A 24,451-nucleotide genomic window follows, 5' to 3' on the forward strand; every position below is an offset into this window, starting at 1 on the left:
TCTGTTGCCATTCTCTGATACACCAGCGTGTTTCGCAAAAGACCGCAGTATATACGTATCACTCTTTTGGGGGACACCCGTTTGCTAATTCATGATGCTTGATTTGATTATCCTGCTAAGTTATCTGGCTCAGTTATCAATATTAACCAGGGCAGTCAAGATATGATCGCGCCAGACGCCATTGATCTTGAGATAAGACTTGGCATAGCCTTCTTTTTCAAAGCCCAGACGCTCCAGCAAAGCGCCACTACGCTGGTTTTCCGGCACATAGTTGGCCATCACACGGTGCAGCCCCTCCTCATGGAACATGTGGCCGATGCCAGCCTGCACGGCTTCTTGCATATAGCCCTGGCCTTGCTGCTGTTCTGCAATCGCATAACCCAGATGGCAGGCATGGAAAGCGCCACGGACGATATTGCTGAAATTGCAGATACCTATCATGACCTGGTCCTGGCAAACCGCAAAATGCATGGCCAGACCAGCTTCTGTCAAGCGGGAACTGGCCAACAGTCTTTCTTCGCATTTCTCCAGCGAGAAAAATTCTTCATCACGTGCTGGCTCCCACGGTGCCAGGTGATGGCGGTTGAGCAGCAGGTATTGCTGCATCATCGGGGCATGTTCGGGCTTCAGGACCCGCAATTGCAGGCGTGCGGTCGCGATCACTTCTTTGTTCATAGTGCGAAGGGAAAAATTATTGAGTGCTCGCCGCTTCGTCGAGCATGGTGACACCAGGCAGGTCACAAGCCAACACGGCCTTGCGTATAGCTTCAATCGCAGCCTGACGGGTAAAACTCTTGCGCCAGGCAATCACGACGCGGCGGTCGGGTGCCGGGGCAGTAAAAGGCAGGTAACGCAGCATGCCATCCTTGGCATCCATATCCGGTACCGACGCCATCGGCAATACGGTGATGCCTATGCCAGACGCCACCATATGACGTATGGTTTCCAGCGAAGAGCCTTCAAAGGTCCTGGCAATGCCGTCACCGGTAGTGGAGAAGCGCGACATTTCCGGGCAAACTTCCAGCACCTGATCGCGGAAGCAATGACCGTTGCCCAGCAAGAGCATGGTCTCAGATTTCAATTCTTCAGCTGATACTTCCTTGCGGTCAGCCCAGGCATGGTCGCGGGGCATGGCGACGACAAAGGGTTCGTCGTATAGCGGCTGTATCATCATGCCCTGGTCGGGCAGGGGCAGGGCCATGATGGCAGCATCAAGCTCACCCTGGCGCAATAGCTCCATGAGTTTGACGGTGAAATTCTCTTGCAGCACCAAAGGCATTTGTGGCACCTGCTGTATCATGGTTTTCACCAGAGTAGGCAGCAGGTAGGGGCCTATCGTATAAATGACGCCGAGGCGGAAAGGGCCCGCCAGCGGGTCTTTGTTTTGTTTGGCGATTTCCTTGATAGCGGCGGTTTGCTCAAGCACACGTTCGGCCTGGGCAACAATCTGCGCGCCCAGAGGGGTGGTTGAAACTTCGGTGCCACCACGTTCAAAAATAGTGACCCCCAGCTCATCTTCCAGTTTTTTGATGGCGACAGACAGCGTAGGCTGGGCGACAAAACAAGCTTCTGCCGCATGGCCAAAATGTTTTTGCCGGGCTACGGCAACAATATATTTTAATTCTGTGAGTGTCATGCCGTTAGTTTGGCACAGACTGGGAGCAGCGTCAGCAAGAGCTTTGTACAGAGCGCAAATTTTTTCCCGAATTTAACAATGGATGGGGGAGTATTTTTGGATAATCATACTGTATATACGATATATCCCTGTTTTAACACATACTCTGCCAGAAATTAAATTGCTGATGAGGCGCTAATTGTTTGCAAAACTGTTGATCTGGCTCATAGTCTTGACGCTGAATTGTGGTAGGTAACAAAGGGGTAGCCCTGATGTGCTACTCCCTGTCAAATCTACATGGGCAGGATTAAGTTTTGGCTTGGCTCATGGCCTTGGTCAACTCCAGGTGACCTTGCGCCGCACCGCTTTCTGGTACAGCTTCGCCTTCACGCTGGCGGACTTCAGCCAGACGAGCTGCCAGTTGCTCAGGTGCATCTTCACCGCGGCCTACCCATACACCCTGGGTCAGGGTGATATTCGCTGCTTCAAAGCTGCCAGCGCCGGCACACAGGATGGCACGGCTAGGTGCCTGCTCAGACGCCAGCACCAGCATGGCTGGTACCACATCAGATGGTTGCAGCGCCGCCAGGAATTCTGCCGGGAACAGGCTCTCCGTCATGCGTGTTGCCGCTGTTGGTGCCAGGCTGTTGACGCGGATATCGTACTTTGCACCTTCCAGCGCCAGCGTCTGCATCAGCCCGACCAGGGCCATCTTGGCCGCACCATAATTCGACTGACCAAAATTGCCATATAGACCGGACGAAGAAGTCGTCATGACGATGCGACCATATTTTTGTTCTGTCATGATGGCCCAGACTGCCTTGCAGCAATGCACCGCACCCATCAGATGCACATCCAGCACCAGTTTAAAGTCGGCGACATCCATCTTGGCAAAGCTTTTGTCACGCAAGATACCAGCATTATTGACCAGAATATCAACCCTCCCCCATTGCGCCATAGTGTCTGCCACCATCGCCTGTACCGCGTCAAAATCAGTGACCGATGCACCATTGGCTATCGCCTCACCACCAGCAGCACGGATTTCTTCAACCACGGCCAGCGCTGCAGCGGACGAACCACCGGAACCATCACGCGCACCACCCAGATCATTGACTACTACTTTTGCCCCACGCGCAGCGAGCGCCAGCGCATGTTCACGTCCCAAACCACCACCTGCACCGGTCACGATGGCGACACGGCCCTTGAAATCTATAGTCATTGCTGATCCTTATGTAGTGTGTGCACGAGCCGGTGAGTTTGGCATTTATGCGTTTGTAGTCAGAAAAAGTCTGCGGGGGATTTTACCTTGACATGAGGTGAGGGCGGTAGTTGTGATTTTGGCTATGGGGTAGGAAGGGAGGATTTGCTTCTGGGGATTTGCACATCCCGGCAAATTGATACAGTTTTTCTTGGATGGCTTTTGCCGAAGCCATTGCTTTACATTTTACGCAACCCCTTAATACGTCATTCCACCGGGCTGGCGCTCCAGTCGCGTTCGTAGCATGCCGTACTTCACCGATGCACATTTCCAATGCCTGCACTTGTTGAATTAAGATTGCAGGCCGGTGGTAGACCGGCAGCTACACACCTTTTTGCTTCGCCAAAAAGGTGTGCCAAAAAGGCGACCCAGGCGTCGTCGCCCCCTGAAGGGGGTGCCCGTTTGTGCAGTACAAAAAATGGGAAGGCCCGAAACTCGCTACGCTCAGACAGCGGTCCTTCTTAATCCATTTTCTGTACAGCACAAACGGCGTCGACACATGGGAACTGCGGAAAGTCAAAAGCAACCGCAACCACAACCGCAACACACAGGTTAATTGACCATTCTCAATAACATATATGTAACAGCCGCTTGGACGAGATTCGACTTGCCTTAACGAAGAGTTATGGACTCAATCAAATACGTCGAGTGGTAAGGCAAGGCCAATAAAAATCCTCAAACATGCTCCGCCACAAACCCATTAAACCAAGGGCGCAAGCCGCCTATGGTAAAGCCGCCATCCACCAGCAAACTTTGTCCGGTCACAAAACGCGCATCGTCGGACAATAACCATAGCACTGCATCGGCCACATCTTCGGGCTGACCTATGCGTTGCAAAGGTGTTTGCTTCTCGAACGGCAGTGCAGATGTTCTGGATGCCAGTACGCCGCTGGCCATGGGGGTAGCGATGATGCCGGGGCTGACGTTGTTGATGCGGATTTGCAGAGGGCCGACTTCGACTGCGACCGTGCGTGTCAATGCATCGAGAGCGGCTTTGCCTGCGGCATAGGCGGACAGGCCGGGCATGGCGCCGTGGGCAGTCCAGGAAGAAGTGTTGACGATGGCGCCACCGACACCGGCTGCCTGCATGGCGGCGATTTCGTGTTTCAGGCAGGCGAATACGCCGCGCAGGTTGGTAGCCATGACGGCATCGAAGTCAGCCAAGCTGGTTTCCTGGAAGGGCTGGAAGCCACCGAGGATGCCCGCGTTATTCCAGGCCATGTGCAGGCCACCAAAGGTGGACAAGGTTTTTTGTACCAGCGCCTGGACTTGTTCTGCGTCAGAGATGTCGGCAGGTATTGCCAGGGCGACGCCGCCGGCGGCCTTGATTTCATCGGCAACCAGATTTATTTCTGCAGAACGGCGGCCAGCGATGACGACATTGGCTCCTTCGCGGCCAAAGCGCAAGGCGGCGGCCTTGCCCATGCCGCTTCCTCCACCTGTGATCAGGACGGTGCGGTTGGCAAAACGAGTGGCAAGTGTGGTGATAGTCATGGTATGGCTCCAAAAATTGTGTGGGAATCGTTGTTTGTTTGCCAGCGAAGGCTGCAAACAAGGCTCTATTCTTATTTGAAACTAAAATGAGATAAATGAGTCTATGATTGATACATCTATAATCAGGAGTGTTGAATGGATTTGCTGGACAGCATGAAGGTCTATGTTCTTGCCGTGGAAAAAGGCAGTCTGAGTGGAGCCGCCACGGCTAGCGGGATTTCGGCAACCATGGCAGGCAATCATTTGCGCATGCTGGAAAAACGCCTGGGCATGCAATTGCTGCAAAGGACCACGCGGCGTCAGCACTTGACAGCCTTTGGCGAGGATTACTATGCGCGCTGCAAGGAAATCTTGAGGCTGGTCGATGAAACCGACAAGCAGGCGCAAAACCTGCAACTGGCTCCAGCAGGCAAACTGCGCATTACTGCGCCTGTCAGTTTTGGTACCGAGGCACTAATGCCTGCATTGTCAGAATATCTGGCGCGCTATCCTGAAGTAAGTGTCGATGTGAGCTTGTCTGACCGCGTCATGGATATGCTGGAAGAGGGATTTGAAGTGGCGATACGCATAGGTGAGTTACCTGATTCAACACTCATCGCCAAATCCTTGCGTCCATATCGCTTGATGATCTGCGCCTCACCTGATTATCTGGCGCGCAAGGGCGCACCACGCATGCCTGAAGATTTGACGCAGCATGAATGCCTGTCCTTCAGCCCAGCCGCGATTACTAACTGGCGCTTGCAAGACCAGGATGAGATGTATCGCATCCCCGTTACCGGCAGGCTGCAAGTCAATCATGGCCAGGCTTTGCGGGTCGCTGCTTTGCATGGCCTGGGCATTATCTTGCAGCCAGCGATCTTGCTGGAAGCAGATGTCAAGGCCGGGCTTTTGGTGCAATTATTTCCTGAGTATGAATTGCCAAGCCGGGCCTTAAGCGTGGTTTATCTGCAGGACAGATACCGCACGCCCAAGCTGCGTAGTTTTGTGGATTTCATGGTAGAGAAATTTGGCTGATCTCCACTATGCAATGTGATGAAATCAGGCTTTGCCAATTTTCTTTTGCATGATAATCGCACCACCAAATTCGGGGTTCAGCTCATACGGTGCGAAGCCTTCTGCACGATACAGATTTTGCGCACGGGTATTCCCCTCCAATACTTCCAGCGTCATCTTGCAATAACCTAGTTGTTCGGAAAGTGCAGTCAGGTGCTGCATCATTTTATTGCCTATGCCCTGACCACGAAAATCAGGGTGTACGGCAAAGTCGTGGATGTTTAACAGAGCCTTGCAGGCAAAGGTGGAAAAGCCCTCTATGCAAATCGCAAAACCGGCAGCCTGATCATTCACATAAGCGAGAATGACGCGCACGGTATTGCGTTTTTTTAGTTCGCTAATGAGATTGGTTTGCGCATAATCAGACAGAGCTTCGCCACCGCCCATAGGATCGAGCGCATACATATTGAGCATGCTGACGAGGTCTTTGGCATGTTGTGGATTATTAACATCAACATTAACGATATTCAGCATAGGTTTTTATACTCTCAAAAATTCTTCTTTATATCCCAGCCAGCGCTCCAGATGAGCAGCAACGGTGACGGGGTCATTTTTTAATAAATCATCGGCCAGATTGCGTGCCTTATCCACCAGCCATTGATCGGTTTCCAGGTTGGCAAAACGTAACATGGCTTCACCAGATTGACGCGCACCGAGGAATTCACCGGGGCCGCGCAATTCCAGGTCCTTGCGCGCAATTTCAAAACCATCATTACTCTCGCGCATGGTGGCCAGCCTTTGCTTGGCAGTGCCGCCCAGCGGGCCTTGATACAGCAACAGGCAAACACTGGCTGCGGCACCACGGCCTACGCGGCCACGCAACTGGTGCAATTGTGACAGGCCAAAACGCTCTGCATGCTCTATCACCATCAGGCTGGCATTCGGTACGTCAACGCCAACTTCAATCACGGTGGTAGCCACCAGCACCTGGCTGTCATTGCGGATGAAGGCTTCCATCGTTGCCTGCTTTTCTGCCGGTTTCAGGCGGCCATGTACCAGGCCTACATTCAGTTCTGGTAGGGCTTCAGCAAGCATGGTGTGCGTGTCAGTTGCTGTTTGCAGTTGCAGTGTTTCTGATTCTTCTATCAGTGGGCAGACCCAATAGACTTGCTTGCCTTCCTGCCCCGCTGCCTGCACGCGCGCAATGACTTCATCACGGCGGTTCTGGTCGATAACGCGGGTGACGATAGGTGTGCGGCCTGGCGGCAATTCGTCGATGACTGACACTTCCAGGTCAGCATAGTAAGTCATCGCCAGGGTGCGCGGGATAGGCGTGGCCGACATCATCAGTTGATGTGGCACCTTGCCAGCCTCGGTCTTGTTGGCCAGGTTAAGGCGCTGGCTGACGCCAAAGCGGTGTTGTTCATCGACGATGACCAGGCCCAGTTTCTTGAATTGCACGCTATCCTGTATCAGGGCATGGGTACCTATCACCAGTTGTGCTTCGCCGGAAGTGATCAATGCATTTGCCGCGTCTTTTTCTTTTTTCTTCAGGCTGCCGGTCAGCCAGGCGGTTTTAACACCGAGAGGCTCCAGCCAAGCGGCGATTTTCCTGAAATGCTGTTCTGCCAGAATTTCTGTCGGTGCCATCAGTGCAGCCTGAAAACCATTGTCTATTGCCTGCGCAGCAGCCAGTGCTGCCACGATGGTTTTGCCGCTGCCTACGTCACCTTGCAACAGACGTTGCATGGGAAAGGCTTCACGCAGATCATCGCGTATCTCGGCCAGCACTTTTTCTTGTGCCCTGGTCAGGGAAAATGGCAGGTTCAGCAGGAAGGCATTGCTGAGTTCACCAACCAGTGGCAGGGCATTTGCACCTTTACTACGACGCGTAATTTGTGCGCGCTTCAGTGATAATTGCTGGGCCAGCAGTTCATCAAATTTCATGCGTTCCCAGGCCGGGTGTTCGCGTTCTATCAGGCTATGCTGGTCTACATCTGGCGGTGGATTATGCAGGGTGCGTATGCTGCTTTCAAAATCCTGCAAATGCAGGGCAGCCAGCCGCGCGGGGGACAGGGTGTCACGCCAGTTGACGCGTGTCATGGCATTGGCAATGGCCTTGCGCAATAAAGCTTGTGGCACGCCTTCTCCGGATGGGTAGACGGGTGTCAGCGCAGTCGGCAGCGGTGCGCCTTCATTGACGATCTTGTAGTGAGGATGCACCATTTCTGCACCAAAGAAGCCGTGGCGTAATTCTCCGCGTGCCCGTACTCGCACGCCAACTGCCATTTGCTTGGTCTGGTTGCCATAAAAATTCAGGAAGCGCAGCACGACCTGGCCACTATCGTCAGCAATAGTCACGACCAACTGACGGCGTGGGCGGTACTGGATATCGCATTCTGTGACCACACCCTCAACCTGCACACTGCTGCCACCACGGAAAGAAGCATCGCGCATGCTGACGATTTCAGTTTCATCTTCATAGCGCATGGGCAGGTGCAAGACAAAATCCATGTCCTTGCGCAAGCCCAGTTTGGCAAGTTTTTCGCTGGCCTTGGCTGCAGTGTTAGTGGGGGTTTTGGTTTTTTTTGCAGGTTTTTTGGGGCTTGAGTCAGGCAAGGTGGTGATGCCAGCCATGGCTGCATCAGCTTGTGTATTTTTTAACTCTGCACTTGCACTTTGGTCTTCAGCGGCCATGGGGTGTAAAATGGTGGGTTTTGCTGTTAGCTTACTTTTTTCAGGAAATTCACAAAACCTTGGGTTTCAGGCTGTTTGTCTATGATCTTACCCGGGTTTGCTACGATAGTGTGCATTCTACTGGTATTTTATACAGTGTAAAGTAGCTTTATGTCTGTTTTTCCTGTTTTACCCCCGTTTTTGTAGAATTTTTGCATGTCTTACTCCCTAAGTGATTTTGATTTTGAACTGCCTGAAGCCCTGATCGCGCAAACACCTTTGCCCGACCGTACCGCTTCACGCCTCTTGCATGTCGATGGCGATAAGTTGGTCGACAGGCATTTTGCTGACATCATAGACCAGCTCAATGCCGGTGATTTGCTGGTCTTTAATGATACCCGTGTACTCAAGGCACGCTTCTTTGGCGTCAAGGAAAGCGGTGGCAAGATACAGATGCTGGTAGAGCGCGTGCTGTCGAATAATGACAAGGAGCGCAGTGTGCTGGCCCAGATGCGTGCGTCCAAGTCGCCGCTGCCAGGTAGCAAAATCCGCCTGGCGGACAGTTTCGACGTGGTCGTCGGTGAGCGTGTCGGTGAATTTTTTACCCTGTATTTCCCGTCTGATATCTTCACGCTACTGGAAACTTATGGTCGCCTGCCTTTGCCGCCGTATATAGAACATGATGCAGATGACTTTGACGAGCAACGTTACCAGACTGTGTATAACCGCGTACCTGGGGCGGTAGCCGCACCGACTGCTGGCCTGCATTTTGACGAGGCGCTATTACAGCGTTGCCAGGACAAGGGTATCAAACTTGCCTATGTGACTCTGCATGTGGGCGCTGGTACCTTCCAGCCTGTGCGTACAGAAAACCTGGCAGATCACCAGATGCATAGCGAATGGTATACCGTGCCGGATGAGACCGTGGCAGCCGTGCAGGCCACCAAAGCCGCGGGCGGCAAAGTGGTGGCGGTTGGTACCACCAGCATGCGTGCGCTCGAATCTGCTTCACAAACTGGTGCCTTGCAGGCAGGCAGTGACGACACCCGCTTGTTCATCACGCCCGGCTATGTATTCAAAACCGTGGACAGGCTTATCACCAATTTCCACTTACCAAAATCCACTTTGATGATGCTGGTATCGGCATTTGCCGGGTATGATCGCGTCCGCGCTGCTTATGCTCACGCTATCGCTCAACAATATCGTTTTTTCAGCTATGGCGATGCCATGCTGCTGACCAATTCCTCCGGGGAAGACCATGCTTGAATTTACACTCATTAAAAAAGATAAAACTACTGCTGCACGCTGTGGCCGTGTCAAAGTCAACCATGGTGAAATAGAAACGCCTATCTTCATGCCGGTGGGTACTTATGGCTCGGTCAAGGCGATGTCGCCGCTGGAGTTGAAAGAGATTGATGCCCATATCATTCTCGGCAATACCTTCCACCTATGGCTGCGTCCTGGCACGGAAGTGCTCAACAAATTTGGTGGCCTGCATGGTTTCATGGGCTGGGATAAACCTATCCTGACAGACTCAGGTGGCTTCCAGGTATTTTCGCTTGGCGCGATGCGCAAGATTACGGAAGAGGGCGTCAAGTTTTCTTCGCCTATCAGTGGTGAGCGTCTGTTTTTGTCGCCAGAAATTTCCATGCAAATCCAGCGTGGGCTGAATTCTGACATCGTCATGCAGTTCGATGAATGCACGCCGTATGAAATCGATGGCAGGCCAGCGACGACAGAAGAAGCAGGCAAATCCATGCGCATGTCTTTGCGCTGGGCCAAGCGTTCAATTGATGAATTCAACCAGGGTGAAAACCCGAATGCCTTGTTTGGCATCGTCCAGGGCGGCATGTTTGAGCACCTGCGTGATGAATCCCTGGCTGGCTTGAATGAGCTCAATTTCCACGGTATCGCCATCGGCGGCCTGTCGGTAGGGGAGCCTAAGGAAGACATGATGCGCGTACTCGCGCATGTCGGCCCCAAGCTGCCAGAAAACAAACCGCATTATCTGATGGGCGTAGGTACGCCAGAAGACCTGGTAGCAGGTGTTGCCAATGGCATAGACATGTTTGATTGCGTCATGCCTACCCGCAATGCGCGCAATGGCTGGATCTTCACCCGCTTTGGCGATATCAAGATCAAGAATGCCCGTTACAAGGAAGAAAAAGAACCGCTGGATGCGACTTGCGAATGCTATGCCTGCAAAAACTTTTCACGCGCTTACCTGCATCATTTGCACCGCACCGGTGAAATCCTCGGCGCACGTTTGAACACCATCCACAATTTGCATTACTACCTGGATTTGATGAAGAACATCCGTAAAGCACTGGATGACGAACGATTCCCTGAGTTTGTACAGCAATTCCATGCAGACAGGGCACGTGGTGTTTGACGTAGTGTCTTATTGATTGTCTTATTTAATACGGTAAATAATGACGGACTGATCAGTAATACGAATTATATTCAGGCCGCTTGCAGGCAAAATGACGCTCTCGTCCTAGTGGACAAATGAATACTAGAGGTCTGATATGAATTATCATCCTGTCATTATTGCCGGCGGCGGCATTTCTGGTCTGTATTGCGCCTGGCGTCTGGCATTGGCCGGGCAAAAAGTCGTGGTGCTGGAAGCCTCATCTGATCGTTGGGGTGGCCGCATAGAGACTGAAGACCTGGATGGCTTCATCGCTGAATGGGGCCCTATGCGTTTCGAGCCTACCCTGCAGCCGCGCTTCGATAAATTGTGCCGTGACCTGGGTGTCAAGCTGACCGAGTTCAGCGGCCCCGAAGGTGAAGAAGTCAATGCACCTACTTATGATTTGCCTGCCGAGGAAATGGGTCTCAATTCCCTGCAACTTCTCAAGCGCGGCATCATGCTCGTCATGGGGCAAGACCCACAAGACCAGGCCTGGATAGATGCGCAGACCGAAGCTGACTATCAGCGCATGCGCAAACATGCACAGCTCAATGGTCAGCCGCTTTGGAGCATGGGCTTCTGGAACGCCATGTCTGCCGAAGGTGCGCTGAGCCATCTGGCACTGACCAAGCTGCGTGATACTGGCACCTTCTATCACATGATCCCCGAAAACCTGAATGCAATCGAATGGATCATCTGGTGGCTGCGCGCCCTGAAAACCGTAGGTCAGCAACTGGCCAGCGTCGATGGTGGCACGGCAAAACTGACAGAGAGCCTGATGGCCAAATTACGCGGCCTTAGCAATGTCACTCTGGCCGGTGGTCATATGCTCACCAGTTTCAAGCAAATCGCCATGGGCCAGCCCCGGCTGGAGCTTGATGTACATACCAAGAACGGCAATATACAGTTGCAGACCGACAGGTTGATCCTGGCTTTGCCGAGAATGCCGCTGGTAAAACTGGCGTCCTGTTTGCCTGAACACGTCTCCTCACAGCTTGATGCGGTGAATGGCTTCCCCATGCTGAAACTGTTCTTCGTGACAGATTCACCCTGGTGGGATTATTCACAGCGCCCGCAACAATATGCGAGTTGCCTGCCTACCCGTGAAATCCATTATTTCCGCCGCCCGCAAGGACAGGATAAAGATGGACACGGCATGGTCTTGCTGTACATGGATCGCCCGTCGACAGAATTCTGGAAACACTATGTCATGGAAACCGACAAACATGACCGCGCCGAGATCGACCAGAACGTCAAGATCGTCGATGCCTTCTCCCTGTTCGTCGCGCGTGATGTCAAGCGCCTCGTCGATATCAAGCGCTCAGGTTTGAAACTGACTGACCAGGCCCAGCACATGTTTGAAGAAAAATCGCTGGAAGATACCCGCGACTTCATCAAGAATTCCATCGTTACCTATGGCATACGCGATTGGGCCAGGGCGCCGTATGGTGCGGCCAACCATGGCTGGCAACCAGGTGTTCGTTCATGGAAGGTCATGGATGTCTTCAAGGCCTTCGACTTTGGCAGCGGCGCCAAGAATATCCACATTGTTGGTGAGGCATATTCTGACTATCAAGGCTTTGTTGAGGGCGCTTTGAATACCTCTGAATTGGCGCTGGCAACTATACGTTCCAGCTAACTAAGTAAAACAAAACAATCATGGCAAGGGCAGCAATCGTGAGTTTGCTGCCCTTTTTTTGAATTTTTTAATGTCTGGAAATCCGCGAAAGCTTGCCACATACCAAAGTATTATGTGCCGAATGCAATAATGACAATCGAAAAGAAGCTTGTTACACTCCTTGCAGGTCGCAATGACCAGTGCCACATGGCAAGCGTGTAGCTTAAATGGAGAAAGTTTGTGAGTAAAAGTACGAAACTGATCGCGGTAGTAGTGGTTCTGGCGGTGGCATACCCTGCTGCGGCCTGGTACACCGGAAAAAGTGTAGAAGCCAAGCTGGCAGAGTCCAGCATGATTCAGGCTAAATCTTCTCCATATGTCAAAGTCGTCAAGCAGGATTATCAGCGTGGTGTGTTCTCTTCAGTGCAGGATACGACGCTGGAGCTGAACCTGGCAAATTTCCCAGGGAAGCAAAAGTCTGATTCCCCTGAACCTGATGCTGCTGAACAGCCAGGTGCGGATGGTGCTGTCGTCGCTGCAGATGCGCCTCCTGCAGAACCAGTCGTGACAGAAAAAGTGTCAAAGCCCTTGCAAATTCATTTTATTAATCGTATCCAGCATGGTCCTTTGCCTGGATTCCGTGGCTACGGTGCTGCCCTCATCAAGACAGAACTGGTTCTGGATGCAGAAAGCAAGGCGCAACTTGCCAAATTGTTTGGTACGGCCAATCCGCTTGAGATTACTTCCCGCCTGAATTATGGCGGTAGTGGCCGCGTCAGTATTTCCAGCCCGGCATTCAATACAGTGATGGAAAAAGACAAAGAAAAAGTCGCATGGCAGGGTTTGAGTCTGGAAATCGGCTTTGAAAAAGATTACAAGGCGTTTAATGTCGTGATGAGCGCACCTGGCCTGACTGTAGACGGGCTGGAAGGGCAATCATTCAAAATGGGTGCCGTCAGCCTCAAAGGTGACGTGACGCAAGCTTATCCAGGTACGAATCTGTATCTGGGCAAGACGGATACCACGGTTGCCAGTATCAGCTATGCGGATAAAGTCGATGCCAAGAAAAGTTTTAATCTGGATCAGCTCAAGCTCACCACAGATGCCGGCATGAAAGATGAATTGGTAGACATCGCAGCCAGATTTGGAGTTGCCAAATTCACTTTTGATCAGCAAGAGTTCAGTGATTTTCATTACGACTATGGCGTCAAGCGCATTCATGGCCCTTCGCTGGCAAAAATTTCTACGGCATATTCGGGTGCTGGTGCTGATCCGGAAAAACTGACTGCCTTGAAAGCACTCTGGGATGAAGTCGCACCCTTGATTTTGCAAAAAGAGCCAGAATTGGTGCTGGAGCGTCTTAGCGTTGTTACTGCTGAAGGCGAGGCAAAACTCTCAGGCTCTGCCAAACTGGTTGGCGCAACGGCGGCAGATGCAGCCAATCCTATGCTGCTGCTGCCAAAATTGCAAAGTAATCTGGATGTGACCTTGACAGAAGCTCTGGTGGCAAAGCTGGGTGGTGCAAGGCAAAAAGACCCGGAAATGCAAAAAGCAGCACTGGATGCCATGAATCAACAGATCCAGGCTTTCGAGGGGCAGGGTTATATCACTCGTAGCGGTAAACTCCTGAGTTCCAAGATCGAATGGAAGCAGGGAGCCCTGACTGTTAATGGCAAGCCATTTAGTCGTTAAGAATTCTTGCTTATCTATTAATTTTAATAATTAAGTCCGGCAATTAAGTCGGGCGAAATAGTAAGATGCAGGCAATCACCGGGTACTCCGGTGATTGCCTGTTTTTCTTTGTTGGACAGCTTTCTTTGCAGATATCCTGACAATTTCCAGCAATTCGCATGGGCGATGCTAAAATACGGAGCTTTGCCGATTGAAAAATAGGCATTTGGTGCTATATACCAGCAACTGAGCAAGGACTGAGCAAGAATCGCGGCAATCTCTATCCAGTTTTTAGCCAAAAAATTAGTATTTCATTATTAAAATGACAGGAGTCTGAACGTGTTTATTTCCAATGCTTACGCACAAGCAGCCGCTGGCGGCGACCTCCAGAGCAATCTGATGAGTATGTGGCCTTTGCTCCTGATGGTAGCAGTAATGTATTTCCTGATGATACGTCCTCAGATGAAACGTCAGAAAGAGCAAAGAGCAATGATGGATGCTCTGGCAAAAAATGATGAAGTAGTTACGGCAGGCGGTATTCTGGGTAAAGTGGTCAAGGTCAGCGACGCCTATGTCACGATAGAAATCGCGAACGGCACAGAAGTTGTCGTACAAAAAATGTCCATCACCATGATGCTGCCCAAGGGCACGATTAAAGCGATTTAATCAGCAAACAACGGCAACGCAGTCCACAATGATCTGGGCTGCGTTGTGCTTTTTTAGCTTCCAATTATTCTTCCCATTATGAATCGCTATCCACTCTGGAAGTACATACTGATTCTGATCGCCCTGGTGTTCGGTGCTATTTATACCGTGCCCAATTTTTTTGGCGAATCACCTGCAGTACAAGTCAGTAGCGCGAAAGCCACTGTCAAAGTCGAAGCTGATATGACCACCCGCGTTGAAAAAGCGCTGGAGCAAGCTGGTCTCAAAAGCAAGGATATCTTCTACGAAAATAACGGCGTGCAAGGTACCGTACGCGCTCGTTTCGAAGATACGGATACTCAATTCAAAGCCAAGTCTGCTCTGGAAAAAGCTTTAAATGCCGATCCTGCTGACCCTACGTATACGCTGGCTTTCAATCTTTTGTCGAATACGCCGAAATGGTTGCAGAGCTTGCATGCCCTGCCCATGTATCTGGGCTTGGATTTGCGTGGTGGTGTGCATTTCCTCATGCAAGTCGATACCAAGGCTGTCATGAATAAACGCATGCAGGGCTTGTTGTCCAGTGTACGCAGCAATTTGCGTGAAAAAGAAGTGCGCCATGCAGGTCTGAGCCGTGAAGGTGATCAGATTAAGGTTAAATTCCGTGATGCAGAAGAACGTGGCAAGGCCAAGAGTGTCCTGACTTCGCAGATGGCAGATGTAGACCTGCTTGATACTGCTGGCAGCGATGGCGCTGATTTTGGTTTGCAAATCAGTTTGAAACCAAAGGCACTGAAAGAAGTCATTTCAGAAGGCATCAAACAAAATATTACCGCCTTGTCCAAGCGTGTGAATGAACTGGGTGTTGCTGAACCTATCATTCAGCAACAGGGTGCCGACCGTATCGTTGTGCAATTGCCTGGTGTACAGGACGTGGCGCGCGCGAAGAGCATCATCAATCGCCTGGCAACGCTGGAAGTCCGTTTGCTGGATGAAAGTGTCATCGGCGCAGTCGATGCAAATACTGCTGTTCCTTACGGTTCAGAAAAATTCATCTCCAATCGTGGTGAGTACCTGATCCTGACCAAGGACCCGGTGATTACTGGCGATGACATCACCAATGCCACCTCCAGTTTTGATCAGCATCAGCAACCGGCGGTCAGTGTTGACCTGAATGGCGATGGCGGTAAAAAGATGGGTAATGCCACCAGCTCACGGATAGGCAAGCGCATGGCGATTGTCCTGTTTGAAAAAGGCAAGGGTGAAGTCTTGATTGCACCTACCATCAATGATGAATTGCGCAATCGCTTCATCATTACCGGCATGGGTTCTTCCTCCGCTGCCGGTGACTTGGCCTTGTTGTTGCGCGCAGGTTCATTGGCGGCACCTATGGAAATCATCGAAGAACGCACCATAGGCCCGCAACTGGGTGTAGAAAACATCAAGCAGGGCCGCAATTCTACCTTGTATGGTTTTGCTGCGATTGCTGTCTTCATGATGGCTTACTACCTGATGTTTGGTTTCTTTAGTGTGCTGGCCTTGTCTTTCAACTTGCTGTTGCTGGTGGCGATTTTGTCACTGATGCAGGCAACGCTGACTTTGCCTGGTATTGCGGCGATTGCACTGGCACTGGGTATGGCGATTGATGCCAACGTACTTATCAATGAACGTATTCGTGAAGAATTGCGTGCAGGTAAAGCGCCGCAAAAAGCCATAGAAGAAGGTTTTGATCACGCCTGGGCAACGATTCTCGATTCCAACGTGACCACCCTCATCGTCGGCCTGGCATTGCTGGTATTCGGTTCTGGTGCGATACGTGGTTTTGCAGTGGTTCACTGCCTGGGTATTGTGACTTCGATTTTCTCTTCAGTCTTTGTATCGCGCGGTGTGGTCAATCTCTGGTATGGAAGAAAGAAAAAACTGTCGTCCATTTCTATTGGCCAAATCTGGAAACCAACAGAAAACGCTTTGAAGTAAGCGCTCAGCCAAACAAGAATACAGGGATTCATTATGGAATTATTTCGCATTAAAAAAGACATTCCTTTCATGCGCCATGCGCTGATTTTCAATGTCATTTCTGCGCTGACCTTTGTTGCAGCCGTGTTTTTCCTGCTGCACAAGGGTTTGCATTTCTCGGTCGAATTTACCGGTGGTACGGTCATGGAAGTGACTTACCCCAAGGCTGCCAATGTCGATGCGATACGTCATACAGTAGAAAAACTGGGTTTCACGGATTCACCAGTGCAAACTTTTGGCAAGGCACAGGACGTTGTCATTCGTTTGCCGGAAACCAAAAAAGATGCAAAAGTCAGTCCTGCTGATGTCGTGTTTGAAGCACTCTGCAAAATTGAAAATGGCAGTTTGACGAAGGCGCCAGCAAGTGCAGAAAGTGGTGCAACTTCGGAAAAACTGGTTTGTCAGGATGCTGCCAAAACCGAACTGGTCAAACTGCAACGGGTAGAGCTGGTCGGTGCCCAGGTTGGTGATGAACTGGCACATGATGGTTTGATGGCTCTGCTGTTTGTGGTATTGGGTGTGATGCTGTATCTGGCAATACGTTTTGAATGGAAATTTGCGGTTGCGGCGATTGTCGCCAACTTGCATGACGTCATTATCATCCTGGGTTTCTTTGCTTTCTTTGAATGGGAATTCAACTTGTCGGTATTGGCAGCGGTGCTGGCGGTGTTGGGTTACTCGGTGAATGAGTCTGTGGTTATTTTCGACCGTATTCGTGAAAATTTCCGCAAGCAACGCAAGATGTCTGTGACTGAAGTCATCGACAATGCGATTACCAGCACGATCTCGCGTACCATCATCACCCACGGCTGTACTCAGTTGATGGTCTTGTCGATGCTGCTGATTGGCGGCCCGACTTTACATTATTTTGCAGTTGCACTGACGATAGGTATTTGCTTTGGTATTTACTCTTCGGTTTTCGTGGCGGCTGCGATTGCCATGTGGCTGGGTGTCAAGCGTGAAGATTTGATTAAACCAGTCAAGGAAAAAGACGATACTGATGGCGCTGTTGTATAAAAGTTTTTAATGTTTTGTATAAAACTACGCAATTGTGTCTCTTCCATGTAACGGAAGGTATCTAAAATGAAAGCCAGCCTGTGTGCTGGCTTTTTCTTTGTTAGCATTCCAGTCTGAACTTTTTGATGTTGAATTGAGTCTCAGAGGCTGTTGCAAATTGACGCAGATAAGTGAAGTTGATAAATGAAGCAGATATAAAGCTGCCAATCAAGCCGGTGGAAGTAGCCGGTCACGTAATGCAAATGCCTGTTGGTACTTCTCCGCACTGGATAAAAATAATATGAGCAAATTCAAAACCCTGATCATCGTTGCAGCTCTGGCGGCCATCTCGGGCGCGGCCTACACTTACTTAAAGACATCTGACAAGGCTGCAGGTGAGGGGGCTTCGGCAAAAGCAGGTAGTGGTGCCGCTGGTGCTGCCGGCGCGGCGCAAAACCGTCCAGTCAGCGTCTCTACCATCATTGCGCTAAAGCGTGACTATGATGTCAGGATTACTGCGAACGGCGTGGTTTCTGCATTGAACACTGTGGACATTCGTCCTCAAGTGAGCAGCACTATTGCCAGGGTACATATCAAGGAGGGACAGTTTGTCAAAGCAGGTGATGTTTTATTCACACTGGATAGTCGTGCCGATGAAGTCAATCTGGCAAAAGCCCAGGCACAACTTGATAAGGATATGGCAACGCTGGCAGACTTTCAGCGCCAGCTGGTACGCAGCAAGGATCTGGTCAGCAAGAAATTTGTCGCACAAAGCGCCGCCGATACCAGCCAGACCCAGGTTGACACTCAGCAAGCCGTGATAGCCTCAGACAAGGCAGCAGTCAATGCCGCGCGTGTCGCGCTTAGTTATAACCGCATTGTTGCACCATCGTCAGGCCGTACCGGCATCATCAGCGTTTTCCCTGGTTCGCTGGTACAACCTGCAACGGCGACACCGCTGGTCAGTATCACCCAGATGGACCCGGTCGCGATTACCTTCCCGCTGCCACAGCGCAATCTGCCCGACGCACTGGAAAGCATGAAGCGCAGCGACAGCTATGTCATGGCCAATTTGCCAGACACCATCGTCAAGTTCAAGGGGAAATTGCAGTTCGTTGACAATGCCGTGGATGCTGCATCCGGCACCATCAAGGTCAAGGCCGTATTTGATAACAAGGAATTGAAACTCTGGCCTGGTGCCTATGCCAACCTGGAACTCAGCGTGCAGACCTTGAAAGATGTGGTCGTGATTCCGCAGGATGCCGTCATCGTAGGCCCGCGTGGCAGCTCTGTGTATATCGTCGATGCTGAAGGCAAGGCCGCCATGAAACCTGTGGTCGTCACCAATAGCTTCGGTAACGATGCCGTCGTTACTGGCATAGATGCAGGTGCCAAAGTTGTGTTGGATGGCAAGCAAAACCTGCGTCCAGGTGCCAGCGTCAAAGAACGCAATGGCGATGGTAAAGAAGGCAAGGGTAAGGGTGATAAAGGTGATAAGGCAGGCAAGGATGCTGGTAAGTCTGATGCTGCGGCCAGCGCCTCATCTGGCGCTGCAGCACCTGCAGCCTCAGCAGCGAGCGCATCATGAATTTGTCTGAATTATTCATACGCCGTCCAGTGATGACGGTCTTGCTGAACCTGTCCATCGTTGTGGCAGGTATTCTGGCATATCGTTATATTCCTATCGCGGCTTTACCAAGCTATAACACGCCTGTTATCAGTGTAAATGCCAATTTGCCGGGTGCCAGTCCTGAGACCATGGCGACTTCGGTTGCTTTGCCACTGGAAAAGCAGTTTGCCACCATACCTGGCTTGTCCATCATCAGTTCCAGCAATACCCTGGGTTCCACTTCGCTGACACTGGAATTTGACCAGAACCGCAATGTTGATGCCGCTGCCGTGGATGTGCAGGCAGCATTGCTGCGCGCGCAGCGCTCCTTGCCCGTTGATATGACATCGCCGCCATCGTATCGCAAGGTCAACCCTGCTGATGCGCCTGTGCTGTTTATTGCGCTGACATCACCGTCATTGAGTCTTTCTGAATTGACGAGTTATGCCGAGCATCTGATCTCGCCAAGTTTATCCACGCTGGAAGGTGTGGCGCAGGTGAATATTTTTGGTATCAAGCGTTATGCCGTGCGCATACGTGTCATGCCGGATGCCTTGCAGGCGCGCAATCTGACGCTGGATGAATTGTCAGCATCTATCCGCACTTCAAATGCAAATACGCCGGTCGGTACGCTCGAAGGTGACAAGCAGACACTGACCCTGCTGGCCAACAAGCAAATGCAGAGCGCTGCAGAATTTGCCAATTTGGTGGTCAGCAACAAAGGTGGTCAGGTCGTGCGCCTGCGCGAAGTTGCGACAGTTGAAGACAGCTATGAGCAAGTCAAGACAGCCGCCAATTTTAATGGTGAAAGCTCGATTACCCTGGCGATACAAAGACAGACCGATGCCAATACCGTCAAGGTAGTCGATTCCATCAGGGCTGCCTTGCCAGGCTTCAAATCGCAATTGCCCGCTTCAGTCAAAATGAATCTGGTGAATGACAGGTCTATCTCGATTCGTGATGCCTTGCATGATGTGAACCTGACTCTGCTGCTGACGATATTCCTGGTGGTTATCGTCATCTTCCTGTTCCTGCGCCGCATGGTAGCGACCATCATTCCTACGCTGTCATTGCCTGTGTCCCTGATCGGTGCCATCGCCCTGTTATGGGGTTTTGGTTACACGCTGGATAATGTCTCTTTGCTGGGGTTGACACTGGCGGTGGGCCTGGTAGTCGATGATGCCATCGTCATGCTGGAAAACATCATGCGCCATGTGGAAAATGGCGAGCCGCCTTTCAAGGCGGCATTGCAGGGTTCGCGTGAAGTGGGTTTCACGATCATCTCGATTTCCACTTCGCTGGTGGCGGTGTTTATCCCCATCTTCTTCATGCCTGGTGTCATCGGTCAGTTGTTCCACGAGTTTGCCGTTATCGTCAGCCTGGCGATTCTGGCATCCGCCTTCGTCTCGCTGACGCTGGTGCCGATGCTGGCCAGCCGTTTCCTGAAGAGCGAACATGAGTTGAAAGAGCCGCCAAAAGCAGTGGCTGCAATGTTGCATGTATTTGAAAGCAGCTTTAATGCCTCGTTGCGTTCTTATACCCGTGGCCTGGACCTGGCATTGCGCCATCGCAAGCTGGTACTGTTGATTGCCCTGGCGACCTTTGCTGCCACCGCTTATCTGTTCAATGTCATCCCCAAAGGCTTCTTCCCTCAGGAAGACATAGGCCAGATCAACGTCTCGACAGAGGCTGCAGAAGAAACGTCTTTCCCTGCCATGGTGATCTTGCAGGACAGGGTCGCGAAAATCATACGCGATGATCCGAACGTGGCCACTGCAACCTCGTTTAATGGCGGTAGTGGCTCACAAAATACTGGCCGTATGTTCGTCAACCTGAAGCCACGTGGTGAACGTAAACCCATGAAGGATGTGGTCGATGGTTTGCGCAAGAAACTCAGTGAAGTGCCGGGTATTTCCGTCTTCCTGCGCCCTACCCAAAACTTGCAACTGGGCGGACGTCCCAGCAAGAGCCAGTACCAATACATACTACAAAGTGTGGAAGCTGGTTCCCTCAGTGACTGGGCCATCAAGCTACAAGAGAAATTACGCAGTGACCCAGGCTTCAAGGATGTCACCACCGATTCACAACTGAAAGGCCTGCAGGCCAGCGTCGATATAGACCGTGACCGTGCCAATGCCCTGGGCGTGACCATGGACAGCATACGTTCTGCCTTGTATAGCGCCTTTGGTGAACGCCAGATATCGACCATGTATACCAATGTCGATAGCTATCAGGTCATCATGGAAGTTGAGCCCAGCGCCAAGAAAGATGAAAGCGCCATCAATGGTATTTACGTGCGCGGCAACACAGGTACGCTGGTGCCACTCTCCAGTATTGCTACTGTCAAACGTACGGTAGGGCCAACTGCCATCAATCACGTAGGGCAATTGCAGGCTGTAACGGTGTCCTTCAATCTGGCACCGGGCACAGCTTTGGGTGAGGCGACTAACCGCATAGAAAAATACCGCGATGAAATCAAATTGCCAGCCTCCATCATCACTACTTATGGCGGTGATGCGGCGGTGTTCAAGGATTCGCAATCAGGCCAGATTATCCTCATCGTTGCTGCCTTGCTTGTGATCTATGTCCTGCTGGGTGTGCTGTACGAAAGCTATATACACCCTATCACCATCCTGGCAGGTTTGCCTTCTGCAGCCGTAGGTGCCCTGCTAACCTTGCAAATGTTTGGCGAGGACCTGACCCTGATTGCTACCATCGGTATTTTGCTGCTGATAGGTATTGTCAAGAAAAACGCCATCATGATGATCGACTTTGCGCTTGATGCGCAAAGGCATCACAACATGACGCCACCAGAAGCGATACGCGAAGCCTGCATACAACGCTTCCGCCCGATCATGATGACCACGCTGGCTGCTTTGGTAGGTGCCCTGCCGATTGCCATGGGCTTGGGTGCCGGTGCAGAATTACGTCAGCCTCTGGGGTTGGCGGTGGTTGGTGGCCTGATTTTTTCCCAGGCGATTACCTTGTTCATCACACCCGTGATTTACCTGGCACTTGACCGTTTCAGCGGCAAAGGGCCTATCGTGGGTGACAAGCTGGAAGTGAAATAAAGCTTGAGGCCAATCCGTGTCGGTACTGAATGCGGATTGGCGGAGGCGGACGATTTAACTACAGTCGTCTTCCTGTAAATGCTGCCTGAGTTTGAGTAAGCTGCTTTCCAGATTCAGGTAGTCATCTTCTGTGTAGGTCTTGAAGCGTTGCTTTCCAGACTGTACTACCTTGGGAAAGATGTCATCAAAAGTGGCTTCACCAACTGGTGTCAGTTTGACGAACAACTGGCGTCTGTCATCATTGCCGCGTTCACGCTGTATCAGGCCTTTTTGCTCCAGCCTGTCGAGTACGCCTGTCAGCGTACCTTTCGTGATCAGGGTTTTCTCACCCAGTTCCTTGCAAGTCATGCCAGGCGTATTGCCGAGGGTGGCGATGATATCGAATTGAGAATGTGTAAAGCCCAGCTTGCGCACATTCCTGGCAGAAGCCTGTTCAAATAATTGCATGCACTCCGACAGTAATCGTATGCTGCGCAGGTAACGTTCACCCATGAGATAGTTTGTGTGGATTATGGTGTGATACGCAGAGCGGCAGAGCGTATCACACCAGGGACAGCTACTAATGCAAAAAATTAGTCAGCCTTGATTGCTTCTACCTGGATAGCCAGTTTTACTTCTGGTGCAAAACGTGGTGTACCGTAGTTCAGACCAAAATCAGTACGTTTGAATTCTGCTGAGGCATCTGCACCACAAGCTTCTTTCTTGAACATAGGATGCTGGATACATTTGAATTTATTGATGGTCAGAGTGACTGGCTTGGTCACGCCCAGCATGGTCAACTCGCCGATAACTGCAACAGGTGTATCGCCATCAAATTTAATGGATGTACCTTTGTAAGTCGCGGTAGGGAATTGCGCTACATTGAACATGTCTTTGCCTTTTGCATGTTCATTCATTTTTTCATGGCCAAAGTCGAGGGAGTTGGCATCGATAGTGATGTCAACAGTGCCAGTTTTCGCAGCGCGGTCGAGCACGATTTTACCTGAGGTTTTGTTGAACTTGCCGCGCCACACGGAGATACCCATATGGTCAGCTTCAAAGCTAGGATAAGTGTGGTTGGATTCAATGTTATATGTCTGAGCAAATGCAGGTGCAGAGCTGATCAGCAGGGCGGCGGCGATAAGTTTGGCGATTTTCATGTATGACTCCTGAATGGCGAAAATTTGTTTGCTTAAAAAGGTTTGGTGTTACTTGGTATTACGGGTTTGTTACTACGTGAAACTTGATCTGTACTTCATCGGCAACCATGCCGGTATCTTTCCACTCACCTTCACCAATATTGAAGGTGAGGCGTTTGATGGGCAGGCTGCCATCAAAAACCTGGCTATTACCTTCTTTCTTGATACTTAAAGGGAAACTGACATCCACGGTCTTGCCCTTGATGCTGAGCTTGCCGGTGACATCCAGTTTGCCAGCCGCGCCAGCTTTCATGGAAGTAGAGACAAAGCTGGCTTTAGGGAAGGCGGCGGCATTAAACCATTCCTTCTTCAAGACTTCCTTGTTGTATTCAGCGTCGCCCAGGTCAAAGCTGGCGACATCAATGTCCACAGTTGCTTTGGATGCTTCTGGTTTGGCGCTGTCATAGTCGATATTGGCGTTAAATTTTTTGAATTTGGCATCAACCGGTACATTCATTTGCTTGAAGACAATATTGACTGTGCTCTTGGCATTGTCAACTTTAACAACGCTGGCGATGGCCGGGCTGGCTATCACCAGGGCGGCGGCTGCATAGGCAGCGATTTTTTTCATGGAATATGTAGACATGGGATACCTGTGTAAAAAATTAACGACCTGGGCGCATGCGTTGCATGAGACCATCTTTGTCAAAAAATTGATGTTTCAGTGCTGCTGCAACATGGAGTAGGACCAGAACAAACATGACTTTGTTTAATATTTCATGCAATTCTTTCAAAGTTTCCTTGATTTCCGGGTTTGGCCCCATTAATACTGGTAATTCAAACAATCCCAGAAAGACTACCGGGTAGCCTGCCGCCAGCGTGTAGAAATAACCGGACAAAGGCACGCCAAACATTAGTACATACAGCAAGATATGCGTGCCATTAGCGAGTTGCGTCTGGACTTTACCCATGCTGGCAGGGTAGGGTGGTGCCTTGCTTAGCAGGCGGGAGATGAGGCGCAGCGCTACAAATCCCAGCACAGTAACGCCTAGCCACTTATGATAAGAAAAATATTGTAATTTTGTCGGGCTGAATTTCATGTCAACCATGATGTTACCCAGGATGAAGGCAATGATAATCAGCAAGGCAATGAGCCAGTGCAATACTATGCTGAAATTGGAATATCGTTGAGTGGCTGCCATGCTGGCTCCTCTGATGAAAGAGATAATTAGTTCGAAGTAGAACTAATATAGCAAAA

At 51.0% G+C, this 24,451-nt stretch carries 21 protein-coding genes; 10 read left to right on the forward strand and 11 right to left on the reverse strand.

What is annotated here, in order from left to right:
• Positions 1-129: 129 nt before the first annotated feature.
• The 4 genes from rimJ to AC07OI_RS14925 all read right to left on the reverse strand — a co-directional run bounded on the left by rimJ (position 130) and on the right by AC07OI_RS14925 (position 4,367).
• Positions 130-663 carry a ribosomal protein S5-alanine N-acetyltransferase gene (rimJ, locus tag AC07OI_RS14910; RefSeq protein ID WP_495257769.1) on the reverse strand — a complete coding sequence of 178 codons (534 nt, stop codon included), beginning with the start codon at positions 661-663 and terminating at the stop codon, positions 130-132.
• Between the two features lie 28 nt (positions 664-691).
• Positions 692-1,636: a hydrogen peroxide-inducible genes activator gene (locus AC07OI_RS14915; protein ID WP_495257770.1), complete on the reverse strand. Its 945-nt coding sequence runs from the start codon at positions 1,634-1,636 to the stop codon at positions 692-694.
• A 286-nt stretch (positions 1,637-1,922) separates the two neighbouring features.
• Positions 1,923-2,834: an SDR family NAD(P)-dependent oxidoreductase gene (locus tag AC07OI_RS14920; protein ID WP_495257771.1), complete on the reverse strand. Its 912-nt coding sequence runs from the start codon at positions 2,832-2,834 to the stop codon at positions 1,923-1,925.
• 714 nt (positions 2,835-3,548) lie between these two features.
• A complete protein-coding gene (locus tag AC07OI_RS14925) occupies positions 3,549-4,367 on the reverse strand; it encodes an SDR family NAD(P)-dependent oxidoreductase (RefSeq protein ID WP_495257772.1) in 819 nt (272 codons plus the stop codon).
• Positions 4,368-4,502: 135 nt separating this feature from the next.
• Between AC07OI_RS14925 and AC07OI_RS14930 the strand changes: the two genes are divergently transcribed.
• Positions 4,503-5,381 carry a LysR family transcriptional regulator gene (locus tag AC07OI_RS14930; protein ID WP_495257773.1) on the forward strand — a complete coding sequence of 293 codons (879 nt, stop codon included), beginning with the start codon at positions 4,503-4,505 and terminating at the stop codon, positions 5,379-5,381.
• 24 nt (positions 5,382-5,405) lie between these two features.
• On the opposite strand, the gene AC07OI_RS14935 is transcribed toward AC07OI_RS14930, so the two are convergent.
• Positions 5,406-5,894: a GNAT family N-acetyltransferase gene (locus tag AC07OI_RS14935; RefSeq protein WP_495257774.1), complete on the reverse strand. Its 489-nt coding sequence runs from the start codon at positions 5,892-5,894 to the stop codon at positions 5,406-5,408.
• Between the two features lie 6 nt (positions 5,895-5,900).
• Positions 5,901-8,057 (reverse strand): ATP-dependent DNA helicase RecG, encoded by a 2,157-nt coding sequence (recG, locus tag AC07OI_RS14940; protein ID WP_495257775.1) that lies wholly within the window; start codon positions 8,055-8,057, stop codon positions 5,901-5,903.
• Positions 8,058-8,252: 195 nt separating this feature from the next.
• Between recG and queA the strand changes: the two genes are divergently transcribed.
• The 4 genes from queA (at position 8,253) to AC07OI_RS14960 (ending at position 13,759) form a co-directional block, all read left to right on the forward strand.
• Positions 8,253-9,302, forward strand: coding sequence for a tRNA preQ1(34) S-adenosylmethionine ribosyltransferase-isomerase QueA (gene queA / locus AC07OI_RS14945; RefSeq protein WP_495257776.1), 1,050 nt, complete (start codon positions 8,253-8,255; stop codon positions 9,300-9,302).
• Entirely contained in the window at positions 9,295-10,428 is a 1,134-nt protein-coding gene (tgt, locus tag AC07OI_RS14950; RefSeq protein ID WP_495257777.1) for a tRNA guanosine(34) transglycosylase Tgt, read from the forward strand. The genes queA and tgt overlap by 8 nt, the downstream gene beginning before the upstream one ends.
• Positions 10,429-10,564: 136 nt before the next feature.
• The gene (locus AC07OI_RS14955; RefSeq protein ID WP_495257778.1) at positions 10,565-12,088 is read left to right on the forward strand and encodes a flavin monoamine oxidase family protein; all 1,524 of its coding nucleotides are present in this window, start codon (positions 10,565-10,567) and stop codon (positions 12,086-12,088) included.
• Positions 12,089-12,307: 219 nt separating this feature from the next.
• Positions 12,308-13,759 carry a YdgA family protein gene (locus AC07OI_RS14960; protein WP_495257779.1) on the forward strand — a complete coding sequence of 484 codons (1,452 nt, stop codon included), beginning with the start codon at positions 12,308-12,310 and terminating at the stop codon, positions 13,757-13,759.
• Positions 13,760-13,782: 23 nt separating this feature from the next.
• On the opposite strand, the gene AC07OI_RS14965 is transcribed toward AC07OI_RS14960, so the two are convergent.
• On the reverse strand, positions 13,783-14,037 hold the full coding sequence (locus tag AC07OI_RS14965; RefSeq protein ID WP_495257780.1) for a hypothetical protein: 255 nt from the start codon (positions 14,035-14,037) through the stop codon (positions 13,783-13,785).
• A gap of 100 nt (positions 14,038-14,137) precedes the next feature.
• On the opposite strand from AC07OI_RS14965, the gene yajC reads away from it, so the two are divergent.
• The 5 genes from yajC (at position 14,138) to AC07OI_RS14990 (ending at position 22,075) form a co-directional block, all read left to right on the forward strand.
• Entirely contained in the window at positions 14,138-14,404 is a 267-nt protein-coding gene (yajC, locus tag AC07OI_RS14970; RefSeq protein ID WP_492703649.1) for a preprotein translocase subunit YajC, read from the forward strand.
• 78 nt (positions 14,405-14,482) lie between these two features.
• Positions 14,483-16,360, forward strand: coding sequence for a protein translocase subunit SecD (gene secD, locus AC07OI_RS14975; RefSeq protein ID WP_492703529.1), 1,878 nt, complete (start codon positions 14,483-14,485; stop codon positions 16,358-16,360).
• A 33-nt stretch (positions 16,361-16,393) separates the two neighbouring features.
• Positions 16,394-17,416 carry a protein translocase subunit SecF gene (gene secF / locus AC07OI_RS14980; protein ID WP_495257781.1) on the forward strand — a complete coding sequence of 341 codons (1,023 nt, stop codon included), beginning with the start codon at positions 16,394-16,396 and terminating at the stop codon, positions 17,414-17,416.
• 280 nt (positions 17,417-17,696) lie between these two features.
• Positions 17,697-18,983: an efflux RND transporter periplasmic adaptor subunit gene (locus AC07OI_RS14985; RefSeq protein ID WP_495257782.1), complete on the forward strand. Its 1,287-nt coding sequence runs from the start codon at positions 17,697-17,699 to the stop codon at positions 18,981-18,983.
• Positions 18,980-22,075, forward strand: a complete 3,096-nt coding sequence (locus tag AC07OI_RS14990) for an efflux RND transporter permease subunit (RefSeq protein ID WP_492703532.1) — start codon at positions 18,980-18,982, stop codon at positions 22,073-22,075. The genes AC07OI_RS14985 and AC07OI_RS14990 overlap by 4 nt, the downstream gene beginning before the upstream one ends.
• 54 nt (positions 22,076-22,129) lie before the next feature.
• Here AC07OI_RS14990 and AC07OI_RS14995 read toward each other — a convergent pair whose 3' ends face one another.
• The 4 genes from AC07OI_RS14995 to AC07OI_RS15010 form a co-directional block, all read right to left on the reverse strand.
• Entirely contained in the window at positions 22,130-22,522 is a 393-nt protein-coding gene (locus tag AC07OI_RS14995) for a MarR family winged helix-turn-helix transcriptional regulator (protein WP_492703533.1), read from the reverse strand.
• Between the two features lie 125 nt (positions 22,523-22,647).
• A complete protein-coding gene (locus AC07OI_RS15000; protein ID WP_492703534.1) occupies positions 22,648-23,214 on the reverse strand; it encodes a YceI family protein in 567 nt (188 codons plus the stop codon).
• Positions 23,215-23,272: 58 nt separating this feature from the next.
• Positions 23,273-23,839 carry a YceI family protein gene (locus AC07OI_RS15005; protein WP_492703535.1) on the reverse strand — a complete coding sequence of 189 codons (567 nt, stop codon included), beginning with the start codon at positions 23,837-23,839 and terminating at the stop codon, positions 23,273-23,275.
• A gap of 19 nt (positions 23,840-23,858) precedes the next feature.
• On the reverse strand, positions 23,859-24,395 hold the full coding sequence (locus tag AC07OI_RS15010) for a cytochrome b (protein ID WP_495257783.1): 537 nt from the start codon (positions 24,393-24,395) through the stop codon (positions 23,859-23,861).
• Positions 24,396-24,451 lie beyond the last annotated feature (56 nt).

Source organism: Undibacterium sp. GW821-FHT07F11 (assembly GCF_059418665.1).